Origin of the sequence: Oribacterium sp. oral taxon 078 str. F0262, from assembly GCF_000160135.1 — a bacterium.
Taxonomy (GTDB): domain Bacteria; phylum Bacillota; class Clostridia; order Lachnospirales; family Lachnospiraceae; genus Oribacterium.
In genome coordinates this window covers 643432-657213 of the sequence record NZ_GG729933.1, presented here as the reverse complement: position 1 = coordinate 657213, position 13782 = coordinate 643432, and the positions used below count along the sequence as shown (strand labels likewise).

12 protein-coding genes are annotated in these 13782 nt (G+C 59.1%); all 12 read right to left on the bottom strand.

All coding sequences use genetic code 11. The features are described from left to right. Positions 1–38 precede the first annotated feature (38 nt). Complete coding sequence (locus GCWU000341_RS12545; RefSeq protein WP_009214247.1) at positions 39–941, bottom strand: bifunctional hydroxymethylpyrimidine kinase/phosphomethylpyrimidine kinase; 903 nt, start codon at positions 939–941, stop codon at positions 39–41. Continuing rightward, positions 938–1633, bottom strand: coding sequence for a ribulose-phosphate 3-epimerase (gene rpe, locus GCWU000341_RS03000; protein ID WP_009214246.1), 696 nt, complete (start codon positions 1631–1633; stop codon positions 938–940). The genes GCWU000341_RS12545 and rpe overlap by 4 nt, the downstream gene beginning before the upstream one ends. Continuing rightward, positions 1626–2537, bottom strand: coding sequence for a ribosome small subunit-dependent GTPase A (gene rsgA / locus GCWU000341_RS02995; RefSeq protein WP_009214245.1), 912 nt, complete (start codon positions 2535–2537; stop codon positions 1626–1628). Before rsgA ends, rpe begins: the two co-directional genes overlap by 8 nt. Then, the gene (locus GCWU000341_RS02990) at positions 2534–4585 is read right to left on the bottom strand and encodes a protein kinase domain-containing protein (protein WP_009214244.1); all 2052 of its coding nucleotides are present in this window, start codon (positions 4583–4585) and stop codon (positions 2534–2536) included. The genes rsgA and GCWU000341_RS02990 overlap by 4 nt, the downstream gene beginning before the upstream one ends. Continuing rightward, the gene (locus GCWU000341_RS02985) at positions 4582–5325 is read right to left on the bottom strand and encodes a Stp1/IreP family PP2C-type Ser/Thr phosphatase (RefSeq protein ID WP_009214243.1); all 744 of its coding nucleotides are present in this window, start codon (positions 5323–5325) and stop codon (positions 4582–4584) included. Before GCWU000341_RS02985 ends, GCWU000341_RS02990 begins: the two co-directional genes overlap by 4 nt. 138 nt (positions 5326–5463) lie before the next feature. After that, positions 5464–6552, bottom strand: coding sequence for a 23S rRNA (adenine(2503)-C(2))-methyltransferase RlmN (gene rlmN, locus GCWU000341_RS02980; protein ID WP_009214242.1), 1089 nt, complete (start codon positions 6550–6552; stop codon positions 5464–5466). Then, complete coding sequence (locus tag GCWU000341_RS02975; RefSeq protein WP_196794789.1) at positions 6553–7815, bottom strand: transcription antitermination factor NusB; 1263 nt, start codon at positions 7813–7815, stop codon at positions 6553–6555. Positions 7816–7840: 25 nt separating this feature from the next. Next, positions 7841–8545: a zinc metallopeptidase gene (locus GCWU000341_RS02970; RefSeq protein WP_009214240.1), complete on the bottom strand. Its 705-nt coding sequence runs from the start codon at positions 8543–8545 to the stop codon at positions 7841–7843. A 297-nt stretch (positions 8546–8842) separates the two neighbouring features. Beyond that, a complete protein-coding gene (gene fmt / locus GCWU000341_RS02965) occupies positions 8843–9862 on the bottom strand; it encodes a methionyl-tRNA formyltransferase (protein ID WP_009214239.1) in 1020 nt (339 codons plus the stop codon). Next, positions 9859–10368, bottom strand: a complete 510-nt coding sequence (gene def, locus GCWU000341_RS02960) for a peptide deformylase (protein WP_009214238.1) — start codon at positions 10366–10368, stop codon at positions 9859–9861. Before def ends, fmt begins: the two co-directional genes overlap by 4 nt. Positions 10369–10426: 58 nt before the next feature. Further along, positions 10427–12454: a replication restart helicase PriA gene (priA, locus tag GCWU000341_RS02955; protein ID WP_009214237.1), complete on the bottom strand. Its 2028-nt coding sequence runs from the start codon at positions 12452–12454 to the stop codon at positions 10427–10429. 10 nt (positions 12455–12464) lie between these two features. Then, positions 12465–13781: a UDP-N-acetylmuramoyl-tripeptide--D-alanyl-D-alanine ligase gene (locus GCWU000341_RS02950; RefSeq protein WP_009214236.1), complete on the bottom strand. Its 1317-nt coding sequence runs from the start codon at positions 13779–13781 to the stop codon at positions 12465–12467. Position 13782 lies beyond the last annotated feature (1 nt).

Below are 13782 nucleotides of genomic sequence, written 5' to 3'. Positions count from 1 at the left end.
CCCAAGGGGGGCGAAGCTTTGGCACAGGAAATATAATATCACTGATCCTTAAAATTGTCATCGTTCCCATCGCGCTCATCTCCCCGGATGCCGCTCTCCCCCAGGCGGAGAAGCTCTTCAAAGAGAACGCCGCGAAGAGGAGGCTCTCCCCCTTCCTCCGAGCGCTTGATGCATCTTCTGATAAAATCCGCCGAAAGCACTGCGCTCTCGATAAGGCTCCTCCCGGAAAGGCGGCTCCCGGCGGCGATCGCCGAAAAGAGATCTCCGGTCCCGGGTCTCCCCTCCCCGACCCGCTCCCCGTAAAGGAGCGTGAGCTCCCCTTCCTCATAGACCGCATTCAGGATGCTCTTCTCCTGTTCGATCCCGGTGATGATGAGCCCCTTTCCCTCCGGGGAGAGCACTTCGCAGAGCGGCCTGAGAAGCTCCTCCGCCCTTTTCCTCCCGGAATCAAAGGAGGAGCCGCTCTCCCACAAATCTTTCGAGAGAGAGGGATAATCGAAATCCCCGAGAAAGCAGGCCTCCGTGAGATTCGGAAAGGCGAGCTCGGAGCTTTTCAGGAGCGCGCGCATGGAGGGGATGCGCTCCTCCCCCATGTTCTGATACCAGCGCCCGTGATCCGCCATGACCGGGTCCAGAAAACAGCGGGTCCCCGGATGCTCTCTGAGATAGGAGAGGAGCGCCTCTGCCTCTCCGCTGTCCCAGAGATATCCCAAAAGCAGAGCGTCAAAGCGAAAGCCCTGCCTGTCCCAGGCCGAAAGGGCTCTTTGAAAAAAATCCGAAAGCCCCTCCGCCTCCGCTCCGGAAAAACCGGTGTGGCTGCTGAGCACCGCCGTCGGGAGAGGGGAGGCCTCGATTCCGAGTGCCGAAAGGACGGGGAGCTGTACCGCGATCGAGCATCTCCCGACCGCACTGAGATCATTGCAAAGCGCCAGATGTATCATCTTCTCGAAAGCTCCTCCAGGAAGCCCCCCGTATTCTCCGAAATCCTTTCCTTCGGCCGGAAAATGGAGGATCCCACGACCAGAAAGTCCGCCCCGGCATCGAGGATGGAGGGGAGATTTTCCATCGTCACGCCCCCGTCGATCCCGATCTGATAGGCTCCTCCGCTCTCCCTCCTGATCGCGGCAAGCTCCCTTATCTTATCGAGAGTGTAGGGGATCAGCTTCTGCCCCCCGAAACCGGGGTTCACCGACATGATGAGCACAAGGTCGAGCAGGGAATCGAGCCCTCCGGAAAGAAGGACGGAGGAAAGCGGAGTTGCGGGATTCAGAGCAAGGCCGGCCTGCATTCCGAGCTCCCGGATCCGGTTCAAACTGCGGTCCAGATGCCTCGCCGCTTCGGAGTGAATCGTCACCCTGTCCGCTCCGGCGTTCTTCATATCCTCCAGATAGCGGATGGGCTCCTCCACCATCATATGCACATCGAAAAAGCTCTGACTTCGCTTCCGGAGAGAGCGGATGATCGGAGCGCCGAAGGAGATATTCGGCACAAAGCTTCCGTCCATCACATCGAAGTGGACAAAGCGCACACCCGCCCGCTCCGCTTTCGAGAGCTCCTCCCAGAGCTCCGAAAAATCCGCTGCAAGGAGCGAGGGAGCCAGTGTATATTTCATGAATTCTCCTTCCTCAGCCATGCCTCTCCTCCTGATCCCGTATCTCCCGATAGAGCTGACGATAGCTCTCATAGCGCTCCCGCGGGATTTCGCCCTCCGAAAGCGCCCTCTTCACGCGGCAGTCCCGCAGGGGCTCCCCGATATGGACACAGCTTTTGTAGCGGCACTCCCCCCGGAATTTTTCAAATTCCGGATAAAAATAGCGGAGGCGCTCCGCCTCGATCCCGGAGACGTAGAGGGAGCTGAAGCCCGGTGTGTCCATGACATAGCTCTCCTCATCCAGATAGAAAAACTCCGTATGCCTCGTCGTATTTTTCCCCCTCCGGATCTTCCGGGAGAGCTCCCCGGTCTCCATCCGCGCCTCCGGATGGATCAGATTGATGAGGGAGGATTTTCCGACGCCGGAGGGGCCGGAGAGGACGGAGCTCTTTCCGCGAAAGAGGGAGAGAAGTTCCTCCCGGCAGTCCGCCCTCCGCACACTCAGGAGCCGGACGGAATAGGAGGCTCCCTCATAGATTCTCTGAAGCTCCAAGGCTCTCTCCCTCTCCTCCTCTGTCACAAGGAGATCCGCCTTGTTGAAGAGGATCCGGACCGGAATCTCCTGCATTTCCATATGGATGAGGAAACGGTCCAGAAGCGGCAGACTCGGGGAAGGGTCCCGGAGCGAGAAGAGGACGACGGCCTGATCCACATTGCTGACCTCCGGGCGAAGCAGCTGATTCTTCCTCCGGAGGATCCGGATCAGATTCCCGCTCCTCTCCCTATCGGAATTCTGCACGGGCGAAAGCTCCACCTCGTCTCCGACGAGCGGCTTTTCCCTCCGGTTTCGAAAAATTCCCTTCGCCCGGCACTCAAAATCCCCCTCGCCGGTGTGGACATAATAGAAGCCGCCGATTCCTTTTATGATTTTACCCCGGAGCGTCATGTTCCGGACTCCGGGCGGAAGCTCACATTGTACTGTGCGAGCACGCTGTCCTTCTCCGCATCCACCACCTCCACGATGCCGCTCGATACGCCGTCCGCTCCCCGGATCTTGGAAAATACCAGCTGAAGCTCCGTCCCCAGAGTATAGGATCTCGCGCTCTGGAGCGTCGTATAGCGGCTCTCTCCGTTGATATCCTGCCGAAGATAGACCGTGACCATCATCGTATCGCTGACGCCCGGTCCGCCGGAGCCGATGCGGAGCGTCTGATTCAGACTTCCGTACCAATGGCCGCTCTGCGCCTTCTGGCTGCCTCCCGTCCCCTCCGTGCTCTCCGCGCTTTCGGCGCCGCTTAGCTTCAGATCGATCTTTCCTCCCCGCTCCAGTATGTCCCCGGCTTCGGGATTTTGCTCAATGACCACTCCGGTCGGGGTATCCGGATCCTCCTCATAGCTGATCTCTCCCAGCTGGAAGCCCGCAGACTTCAGATTCCGGACCGCATCCTCCTCCCTGCTCCCGACGAGGTCCGGGACACTGATGGGCGCTCTCTCCGAGCCCCTGCTCACAGTGAGGATCAGCTCTCCGGAGCCCGCCGTGCTCGCCTTGCTGCTGCTGATGAGACAGCCCTCCGCCACCGTCTCCGAGAATTCCTCCTTCTTCGTGAAGGGAATCTTTCTGGCATTGAGCTCCTTCTGCACCTCGGAGAAGCGCATCTTATGGAGCTTTGTGAGGTCCTCCGGATGCTGCGCATCGTAGAAATAGATGGTCTCCGGTCCCGCGGAGACGATGACCGTGATGCTGTCCCCCGCTCGGTAGCTTCCGTCCGGATAACTGATGATGACGCCCTCCCGGTAGCTGTCGGAATACTCCTTCTCCCCCTCCCGGAACTTAAGCTGATACTCCCGCATATATTCCGTGGCCTCCGGGATCGTCTTTCCGATGATGTCCGGAAGTCTGGTCTCCAGGGCGGAGATCGTGATATTCAGGCTGGACTCCGGGCTCTTCGTGCTGCTCTCCTGGGAAGTCGTCGTCTCCCCGCCTCTCAGCTCCCGCCCCGCCTTGATAAAGCGAAAGATCCTGCTCCCGATAAAGAGGAGGAGCACGGCGATGAGCAGCATGACGGCGAACGCGATCCCCCGGGAGAGCTCGGAGAAGCCGCGCTCCACTCCGCCGCGCTTTCCCTTTTCCTCTCTTTCTGCATCCATCTCAGCGCGCTTTCCCTCCGGATCCGAGAGCGCCGCCCGGAGGTCCTCCCCGAGCTCCGAAATATGCTGATAGCGGAGAGAGGGCTTTTTCTGCATGCAGGTAAAGACCGCCCGGTCCAAAGCCGGCGAAACATCGGGTACGATGGAGGAGACTCTGGGGATGGGATCCTCCATATGGGAGAAGACGACCGCGACCGAGGTCTCCCCGTCATAGGGCACCCTCCCGGTCAGCATCTCATAGAGGGTACAGCCGAAGGAGTAGATATCGGATCTCTCATCCGCGGCCCCGGACCTCGCCTGCTCCGGAGAAATATAGTGGACAGAGCCCATCACGGTCGCATTGACGGTCTGCTGGCTGGCCGCTCTCGCGATGCCGAAATCCGCGATCTTTACCGTGCCCGCCGAGCTCACCATCATGTTCTGCGGCTTGATGTCCCTGTGGACGATCCCCAGGCGGTGGGCCTGCTCCATGCCGTCGATCAGCTGGAGAGCGATGCGGATCGTCTCCCGGTCGGAGAGGCGCCCCTTCTTCTTGATATACTGCTTCAGCGTGATGCCCTCCACAAGCTCCATCACGATGTAATGGATCCTGTGCTCCTCATCGTCCACGACATCATAGGCGGAGACGATATTCGGATGATTCAGGCTGGCCGCCGCCTGCGCCTCCCTCTGAAATTTCCGGATGAACTCCCGGTCCTCGCAGTATTCCTCCTTCAAAAGCTTCAGTGCCACCAATCTCCCCATCTTCCGGTCCTCGGCCCGGTAGACATAGCTCATGCCGCCCTGGCCGACGAGAGAGAGGATGCGGTATCTTCCGCTCAGGATCTCTCCTTCTTTCAGAATCATGCTCCGCCCTCCCCCTGGAAAGCATCAATGAGGATCACGCCGATATTGTCTCTCCCCCCATTGATATTCGCCATATCGATGAGCGCCTGCCCCCTCTCCTCCACAGGGGAAGCATCCCGCACGATATTAAGGATGCTCTCATTGTCCACCATATTGCTGAGCCCGTCCGAGCACAGAAGGAGAGAGTCCCCCTCCATCAGATTCACTTCGAAGAAATCGGCCTCGACGCTGCTCTCCGTCCCGACCGCGCGCGTGATGATATTCCGGGCCCTCAGATAGTCCGGAGAGCCGCGGCGCATGAGTCCCCTCTCACACATTTCCTCCACATAGCTGTGGTCGTGGGTGATCTGACGGATGCCGCTCCCGCGGATCAGGTAGGCGCGGGAATCTCCGATATTGGAGATCGTAAGGAGCTTTCCCTCGATGACGGCGGATACCAGGGTGGATCCCATCCCCCGGAGCTCATCGTTCTCCGAGGAGAGACGAAAAAGCTCCGCATTGACCCTGCGGATCCCTCTCTCCAGGAGGCGGACCGTCGGCCCCTCCTCCGCGCTCTCAAGATACTTATGGAGCTCCTCCACGAGGAAGCGGGAGGCATAGTCCCCTGCCCTGTGTCCCCCCATGCCGTCCGCAAGGAGAAAGAGATTCGGAAGCTTCCCCACTGCTTCTTTGCTGGCAAAGACATAGTCCTGATTCAACTGCCGTCTCCGGCCCTGATCCGTCTTCGAAAAGAATTCCATCAAACTCTCCTATTCGCGCTCCCGCCTCTCCTCTGTTTCGATGGCATAAAACGAAAGCTCCGCTTCCCCTCCCGCCTTGATCCCCCAGGCACAGGGCAGCTTCCCTCCGTTTCTCCTCTCCCGCATCCTGTATCTATGCTAATTCGTTTCGCTCCGCTTCTCCCCGAGATAATCCCGGCGGAGCTGCCCGCAGGCCCCGGAGATGTCCGCTCCCATCTCGCGCCGGATCGTTGCGGAAATGCCGTTTTTCTCGAGGATATGCTGAAAATCCTCTATCCTCCTTCGCTCCGGCCTCTCCCAGCTCCTCTCCCGGATCGGATTCACCGGGATCAGATTCACATGGAGGGGAAAGCCCTTCTGCTGTCCCGCAGAGCCCTCTCCCTCATCCCGAAGCTTTTTGAGGAGAGAAGAGAGAGCCTCCGCCTCCTCTCTTGTGTCATTGAGATCCCGGACGACAGAATACTCGAAGCTCACCCTCCTCCCCGTCCTCTCGAAGTAATGCCGCACCGCGGGCAGAAGCTCTGAGAGAGGATAGCGGGCTGCGATCGGCATGAGCCTTCGGCGGATCTCATCATTCGGCGCGTGGAGGCTCAGGGCCAGCGTGAGCTGGAAGCCCTCCTCCGAGAGCCGGAAAAGCTCCGGCACGAGACCGCAGGTCGACACCGTAAGATTCCTCTGGGAGAGATGAAGCCCCCTCTCATCCGAGATCATCCGCACGAATTTCGTGAGATTCTCATAGTTGTCCAGAGGCTCCCCGGATCCCATGACGACTACATTGCTGATCCTCTCCCCTAAAAGGCGCTGAATCTGGTAGACCTGCGTGAGCATCTCCGCGGCACTCAGATTCCGGGCAAGTCCCTCCAGAGTAGAGGCGCAGAAGCGGCAGCCCATGCGGCAGCCCACCTGACTGGAGATACAGACAGTATTGCCGTGGCGGTAGCGCATAAAGACCGATTCAATGATATGGCCGTCCTCCAGGCGGAAGATGAACTTCCGAGTTCCGTCCAGACTGGAGGAAAGGATTCTGACAGGCTCCGGGAGGAAGAGACGGAAATGCTCCCTGAGCTTCTCTCGAAGGGGGAGGCTCAGATTCGACATCTCATCAAAGGAGGCGCAGAGCCTTTCATGCAGCCAGCTGTAGATCTGCTCCGCCCGAAAGGGCTTCTCGGAGAGCTCCCTCATCTTCTCCCGAAGCTCCGGCAGACTCAGTTCCCGTATCTCCTGCATTTAGACCTCCTTCTCCTCCCTTCGGCGAAACTCCGCGATATAGAAGCCGTCCGAGGGCTGCCCCGGGAGAACCTTCCTCTCGGAGAGAAGCGTGAAGGAAAAGTGCTCCAGGATATAATCCCGGTTCTCCTCATTTTCCGCGCGGCTCAGCGTGCAGGTGGAGTAGATGAGGCGGCCCCCCGGCTTCACATAGCTCTGCGAGCAGTCCAGAATCTCCCTTTGCAGACTCTGCAGTTCCAGAATCCTCTCCAGCCCCGCGGAGAAACGGATGTCCGGCTTTTTATGGAGGACGCCGAGCCCTGAGCAGGGGAGATCACAGAGCAGAAGATCCGCCCTCCCTCTCCCGAGCGAATCCGTGAGAGAAGGGTCCGACTTTCTCGCATCCCAGAGCTTCGCCTTGATATTTTTAAGATGCAGCCTTTCGATATTTTCCTCGATGAGACGGATCTTTTCCTCTGTGATATCCCGGGCATCGACTCTCCCGCTCCCCCTGAGAAGCTCCGCGACATGGCAGCATTTCCCGCCGGGGGAGGCGCAGACATCGACGACGAACTCCCCTCCCGCCGGGGAAGCGAGGAGACCGACCTGCTGGGAGGAATAATCCTGTATCGTCATCTCCCCGCATCGAAAGGCCTCCTCCTCAGAGAGATTTCCGGAGCGTTTTACGCATCTTCCATCCCGAAAGCGCACGTAATTTCCATGCTCCTCCGAGAGAAAGTAGGCGGCCATCCTCTCCGTCTCCTCCCTCCCGTACTCGGAGAGCAGAAAGCGATAGAGCCATTCCGGGAGGCTGAAGCGCACATATTCCGGGATCTCCCCCTCCTCCCGGAGCAAGCGCAGGATCGATTCCTTCTCTCCCGAAATCCTCCGAAGAACGGCGTTTACGAAGGAGGAGAGTCCGGAGAGCCCCCTCCGATGGCTGAGCTTTACGCTCTCATTGACTGCCGCGCTGTCCGGCACCCGGTCTGAAAACAGGATCTGGAAGCTCCCCATCCGAAGCAGCGTGCGAAGGAGAGGCCTCATTTTCTTCACCTTGAGACGGGAACAGCGGTCCAGAAAATAATCCAGCGTCACGGAGCGCTCCACTGTCCCGTTCACAAGTCTTGTGAGGAAGGCCCGGTCCCGCTCCGGCATGGCTTTATACTTCGAGAGCTCCTCCCGAAGCGCGATATGGGAATGCTTCCCCTTCTCAAAAATATCAAAGAGGATCGAGAGTGCCGTATTCCTCGGATCCTCCGAGCGCCGAATCCTCTCTCCTCTCATCCTCTTTCCTCCCTCTCCCATTCTCTCAGTCCCTTCTGTCCCTGTTTCTCGACAGGATCAAAAGCCGGAGAAGCTGAAGGAGGGAGGAAGCCGCCGCCGCGACATAGGTGAGGGCCGCCGCCGTAAGGACAGCCTTCACGCCGCGAAGCTCCGTCTCCGAAAGGATATGATTTTCCCTCAAGGTCTTCACCGCCCGCCGGGAGGCATCAAACTCCACCGGGAGCGTGATGATCTGAAAGGAGATCGCGATGATGAAGGCGAGGATTCCGAATTGGATGAGCGGCGTAAGCCCGATCAGAAAGCCAAAGAGGATGAGCGGGATCGAGATCCGGGACATGAAAGCGCAGAGCGGACTGATCGTTCTCGTAAGAATCAGGGGATAAAAGCCGACCGAATCCTGAATCGCGTGCCCGCACTCGTGTGCGGCGACACCGATCGCCGCGATGGAGCCGGAGTGCCTCGTGGAATCGGACAGATTTAAAATCTTCTGCGACGGCACATAATTATCCGTGAGGTCCCCGGGGATTCCGCGGATCTCCACATTGCCGATCCCGTTTTTCGAAAGGATAAAGCGCGCTGCCCCCTCGGCATCGAGACCCGCGGAGGCGGGAACAGCAGCGTAGCGCTCGAAGGTATGTCTCACATTGGCACTTGCGAGGAAAGAAAGCAGCGCGCCGATCAGGATGAGAAGATAGGTCCAGTCGAAATAGCCCGGATAATAAGAATACACTGCTTCACTCTCCTTTCTCCCGGAAAAGCTCGGTCCGTCTTATCACTGCCGCCCCGTAATCCCGCCGTATTGCTTCCCCGCCGCATTTCATGCTCTGAGATCATGCCTTCCTCTATCCGCCCGCACTTGAACACTAAGGCGACTTCTCTCCAGCTCCATTCGCTCGAACAGTAAGAAAGCTTCTATCCGGCTCCATTCGCCCGAACAGCAAGGCGGCCTCGCTCCGGCTCCATTCGCTCGAATATCATGGCGGCCGCTCTTCCAATTCCTACTCTTGTCCTCAGAGATGACAGAAGTTTAAACGGAAAAGATCCTTCGGCCCCGGAGGAAGGAGGCGGCATCCATTCTCCTTCTTCCCTCCTCCTGAAGCTCGAGGATCCGGAGAAATCCCTCCCCGCAGCGGATGAGGATATCGTTTCGTCCCTTCTCGAGATAAAGCTCTCCCGCATCCCCCCGAAAGAGAAAATCCTCCCGGGGAAGCTTCGCTCTCTCCGCCTCCAACAGGATGCGCTCTTCATCCAGTCTTCCGATCCGGGAAAGCTCTCCCGCATCACTGCCCCCCGGAAGGCTGTCCGCCTTCCAGAGCTTTAGCTGCTTTCCCAAAAGATAGCTGAAGCTCCCCGGCCAGGGATTCAGAGCGCGGATCCTCCGCTCCAGCCTGTCCGAGGGCTCGTTCCAGTTGAGAAGGCCGCTGCTTTTTTTCAAAAGGCCGACTCTCAGGGCCCCCTCCTCCGGCTGCCTTCTCCTTTGGATCGTCCCTCTCTCCAGACCATCGATCGTCTCCAGGATGAGCTTCCCGCCGAGCTTCGACAGCTTCTCAAAGAGGGAACCGCCCGTCTCGTCCTTTGCGAGCGGGACGGACTCCTGGAGCAGGATATCCCCCGTATCGAGTCCCTCATCCATCTGCATCGTGGTGACGCCGCTCTCCTTGTCTCCGGAGAGAATCGCCCACTGCACGGGGGATGCGCCCCGGAATCTCGGGAGGAGGGAGGCGTGGATATTGACGCAGCCGTAATCGGGGATCTCCAGCACCTCCTTCGGGAGAAGCTGCCCGAAGGCGCTCACTACGATGAGCTCCGGAGAGAGCTCCCGTATCCGTCCTATCGCCTCTTCATCTGTGAAAAGGCGGGAGGGTGTCAGGACCGAAATCCCATGCTCCTCCGCAAGAAGCCTTACCTCGGACTTTCTCGGCGCGCTGTGACGCCCCCTCGGGCGGTCCGGCTGCGTCAAAACGAGGGAAATCTCATGTCCCGCTCCAAGAAGCGCCTTAAGCCCCTCCGCGGCGAAGTCCGGAGTCCCCATAAAGATCAGCCTCACAGCTCCTCCTCTTCCTGTTCTTCTTCTCCTTCCGCTTCCCCATAGACCACGTCCCGGAGCTCTCCCTCGACTCTTGTCGTATACATCACTCCGTTTAAATGGTCGTTTTCATGGGAGACCGCCCGGGCCAGAAGTCCCTCCGCGTCGAATTCATAGTCCTTGAAATCGATGTCCTTCGCCTTCACATGCACGCGCATCGGGCGGGTGACAGTCCCCTCCTTCCCGGGCACGGAGAGGCAGCCCTCGGGGCCGGTCTGGAGCTCCTCCCCCAGCACGCTCACCTCCGGATTGATGCACACATAGCGCTTTTCGTCACCGATATCGATCACAAAGACCCGGCGGAGCACGCCGACCTGAGGAGCCGCGAGTCCCACGCCGTTTGCCTCATACATGGTATCCAGCATATCGCGGATCAGCTCCCTGGTCCGCTCCGTCACATTTTTAATCTCTTTGCATTCCTTCTCCAGAATCGGATCTCCCAGCTCTCTGATGGATCGAAGCGCCATTTCCTACCTCCCTTTTCCCGCTCTGATCTCCCGATATCCGGCATTTTTCATGTCCAAATCATTGTATCAGATCGTAGTGCAAAAGGATCAGCCCTCGCCGGTCAAAGCTTCGGACCGTCTTTGCGAAGTCCTTTCGCAATTTTATTATTATATCATGCGATTCATGCTTAATATAGATGATTTTCCGGAAAATATCCTTTAGCTTATAGAGCGGAGCGTTGAGCGGCCCGATGAGCTCCGCCCCCGCATCCCTCGCCCGGCTCTCGAAACGGGAAAAGCTCTGGGAGCTGACCGCCTCCAGAAAGCTCTCATCCGCGGAGCTCAGCCGGATCGTGAGAAGTCTGGAGCAAGGCGGATAGCCCATCATTTCCCGAAAGGCCAGCTCCTTCTCGTAGAAGAGCTCGTAATCCTGCCGCATGGACAAAACGATCGCATAGTGCTCCGGCTGGTAGCTCTGAATCACGACGGTCCCGGGATTTTCCCCCCTCCCCGCCCTCCCCGCGGCCTGCGTGAGAAGCTGGAAGGTCTTCTCCTGGGAGCGAAAATCCGGGCTGAAAAGGCTTAGGTCCGCTGCGATGACCCCCACCAGCGTGACGCCCGGGAAGTCATGTCCCTTCACGATCATCTGTGTCCCGATCAGAATATCCGCCTCCCGGTTTCGGAAGCGTTCGAGGATCTCCTCATATCCCCCCTTCCTCCCGGTCGTGTCCCTGTCCATGCGGAGCAGCCTCGCGCCGGGGAACTCTTTTTGGCAGAGGCTCTCCAGCTTCTCCGTCCCCGTCCCAAAGGGTGCGAGGTAGGGAGAGCCGCAGGAGGGGCAGCTTTTCATGAGGGGAAGCTCATAGCCGCAGTAATGGCAGCGAAGCCTCCCGTCCCGGTGGAGCGTGAGGCTCACATCGCAGTGCGGACATCGGATCGCCTCTCCGCAGCTTCTGCAGCTCACGAAACTGGAATAGCCGCGGCGGTTCATAAAGAGCATGATCTGCTCCCCCAGGGAGAGCTTCTCCTCCATGAGCTCCCGGAGCCTCCTGGAGAAGACGGAGCGGTTTCCCTCCGAGAGCTCTCTCCGAAGATCCACGATCTCCGTTTTGGGAAGGCAGCTCCCCGGCACGGCGCGCTTTTTCAGGCGGAGGAGCCTGGGCCTTCCGGAGAGAGCCGCCCGGTAAATCGTGAGAGAAGGCGTTGCGGAACCGTAGAGAATCGGGCAGCCGGAGAGCTCCGCCCTCTTTTCCGCGACCTCCCTCGTCTCATAGCAGGGGGCGGTCTCCGATTTATAGGCGCCCTCCTGCTCCTCATCCATGATGATAAGCCCGAGTCCGGAAAAGGGCGCAAAGACCGCAGAGCGCGGTCCGATCAGGATGTCGACCTCTCCCCTCTCACAGCGGAGATACTGCTCATAGCGCTCCCCGAGGCTCATGCGGGAGTGAAGGATCGCGGTCCTCCCCTGAAATCTCCCGCTGACCCTCAGCACCGTCTGATAGGTGAGGGAGATCTCGGGAATCAGAAGAATTGCCTGTCTCCCGCTTTGGATCACCTCCTCCAATATCCTGAGATAGACCTCCGTCTTCCCGGAGCCGGTGACTCCGAAAAGGAGGTAGGACGGCGGATCTTCTCCCTCCTTCCTCTCCTCTCTCTCTTCCGAAAAGCAGCGCCGGTATCCCTCTCTCAGTTCGGAAAGGGCCGCCTCCTGCTCCGGGTTCAGCTTCGGGATCTCCTCTGTCCCATGGTAGCGAAGAAGCGGATCAACTCTCCTTCGGTTCTTACGCACAGTCCTCTTCACCGGAAGCACCGTCTTCAGGCATTGATTCAAGGTCGTGCCATATTCCTCCGACATCCAGACGGCGAGGGCGAGCAGCTGCTCCTTGACGGAGACCGCCCCCTCGACCTTGGAGCGGATCTCCCGGATCTTCCCCGCGTCGTAATCCGTCTCCTCACTGAGGGAGAGGACGTAGGCGGTCTTTTCCTGTCTGCCGAAGGGCACGGAGACCTTATCCCCCGGTGCAAGCTCCATCCCCTCCGGGACAAGGTAGGTATAGGCCCGGTCCAGTGCCTCACTCTTGATATCTACGATAAGCTCTGCGTACAATTCCTCTCTCTCACTCCTCTCGAAAACGCTCCACCAGCCGGGAAAGTCCCATGGAATGAGAGCCTTTAAAGAGGACCAGATCCCCGGGGGCCGCCTCCCGGAGGAGCTCCCGGTAGAGCTCCTCCGCGTTCGAAAAATGCGAGACGGGGATCTGCCTTCCGTCCCCCCTCCGCTTCTCCTCCCTCCGGATGCCCCGGAGTATGCCGAGGGATTTCTCTCCGTAGAGAAGCACCCTGTCGATCGGAAGGGAGGAGAGGAAGGCGCCGCAGTCCTCGTGCAGCTCCTCGCTCCTTTCCCCGAGCTCCAGCATATCGGAGAGAAGCGCGATTTTTCTCCTCCCCTTCTCCTTTGAAAGCACAAGGAGCGAGGCCTTCAGGGCATCCGGCGAGGCATTATAGGAGTCATCCAGGATCCCGATCCCGCTCCTTGAGAGAAGCTTCTCCCCCCTCCCCTTCAGCCCGGAAAAGCCCCGGAGCGCCCGGAGCACTCCCTCCCTTTGAAGTCCGAGGTCCAGTGAGACAGCGAGGGCCGCCGCGGCGTTTTGCTGCATATGATGCCCCGCTGCGGAGAGCGGGATCTCCTCCTCCGCGCGGTAAAAGTGAAGCTCCACCCTCTTTCCCAAAGAGATTCCGAGATCGTGAATCCTCTCCTCCGTGAGAGAGGCGAGAAGCGGGTCCTCTCCGTTTAGGTAGAGAGCTGCTCCGTCCGCTGCGCCGTCCAGGATGTGGAGCTTCTCAAGGAGGATGTTCTCCTTCGTCTTCAGGTTTTCGATGTGCGCCGTACCGATATTCGTTATGAGGGCGAGGTCCACACGGGCGATGGAGGCGATCCTCGTCATCTCCCCGGGCTCCGACATCCCAAGCTCCAGCACGGCGATCTCCGCCCCGCTCCTTGCGAGCTGAAAAAGCGTGATCGGGACGCCGAGCTGCGAGTTCGCATTCCCCGCAGTCTGAAAAACCCTCCGCTCCGAGGAGAGCGCGAGGGCGAGCATCGAGCGCATCGTCGTCTTCCCGGAGGAGCCGGTAACGCCGATCACCTTCCCCCGGAAGCGCTCTTTCTCATAGCGACCGATCTCCTGGAGCGCCGCTCTCGTGTCCGGAACCTGCCAGAAGCGGACCTCGGGATATTTCTTCTTAAGCTCCGTCACATCGCGGGAGGAGAGCACGGCCGCTGCGCCCCTTTCGACCGCCATCTCGATAAAGTCGTGCCCGTCCTTATGCGCCCCGATGATCGGGACGAAGAGGCCTCCTCTTCCGTCCTCCCGGGAATCCAGATATATTTTCTCTATCCCTCTCTCATCAAAGGGAAAGGAAAGCGCAGTCTCCATA

Excerpts from the sequence above, each read along its gene's own strand:
- GCWU000341_RS02990 (WP_009214244.1), bottom strand. The coding sequence starts at position 4,585 with ATGATTCTGAAAGAAGGAGAGATCCTGAGCGGAAGATACCGCATCCTC.
- rlmN (WP_009214242.1), bottom strand. The coding sequence starts at position 6,552 with ATGCAGGAGATACGGGAACTGAGTCTGCCGGAGCTTCGGGAGAAGATG.
- def (WP_009214238.1), bottom strand. The coding sequence starts at position 10,368 with ATGGCGCTTCGATCCATCAGAGAGCTGGGAGATCCGATTCTGGAGAAG.
- GCWU000341_RS02950 (WP_009214236.1), bottom strand. The coding sequence starts at position 13,781 with ATGGAGACTGCGCTTTCCTTTCCCTTTGATGAGAGAGGGATAGAGAAA.
- GCWU000341_RS02985 (WP_009214243.1), bottom strand. The coding sequence starts at position 5,325 with ATGGAATTCTTTTCGAAGACGGATCAGGGCCGGAGACGGCAGTTGAAT.
- GCWU000341_RS02975 (WP_196794789.1), bottom strand. The coding sequence starts at position 7,815 with ATGAGAGGAGAGAGGATTCGGCGCTCGGAGGATCCGAGGAATACGGCA.
- rsgA (WP_009214245.1), bottom strand. The coding sequence starts at position 2,537 with ATGACGCTCCGGGGTAAAATCATAAAAGGAATCGGCGGCTTCTATTAT.
- rpe (WP_009214246.1), bottom strand. The coding sequence starts at position 1,633 with ATGGCTGAGGAAGGAGAATTCATGAAATATACACTGGCTCCCTCGCTC.
- GCWU000341_RS12545 (WP_009214247.1), bottom strand. The coding sequence starts at position 941 with ATGATACATCTGGCGCTTTGCAATGATCTCAGTGCGGTCGGGAGATGC.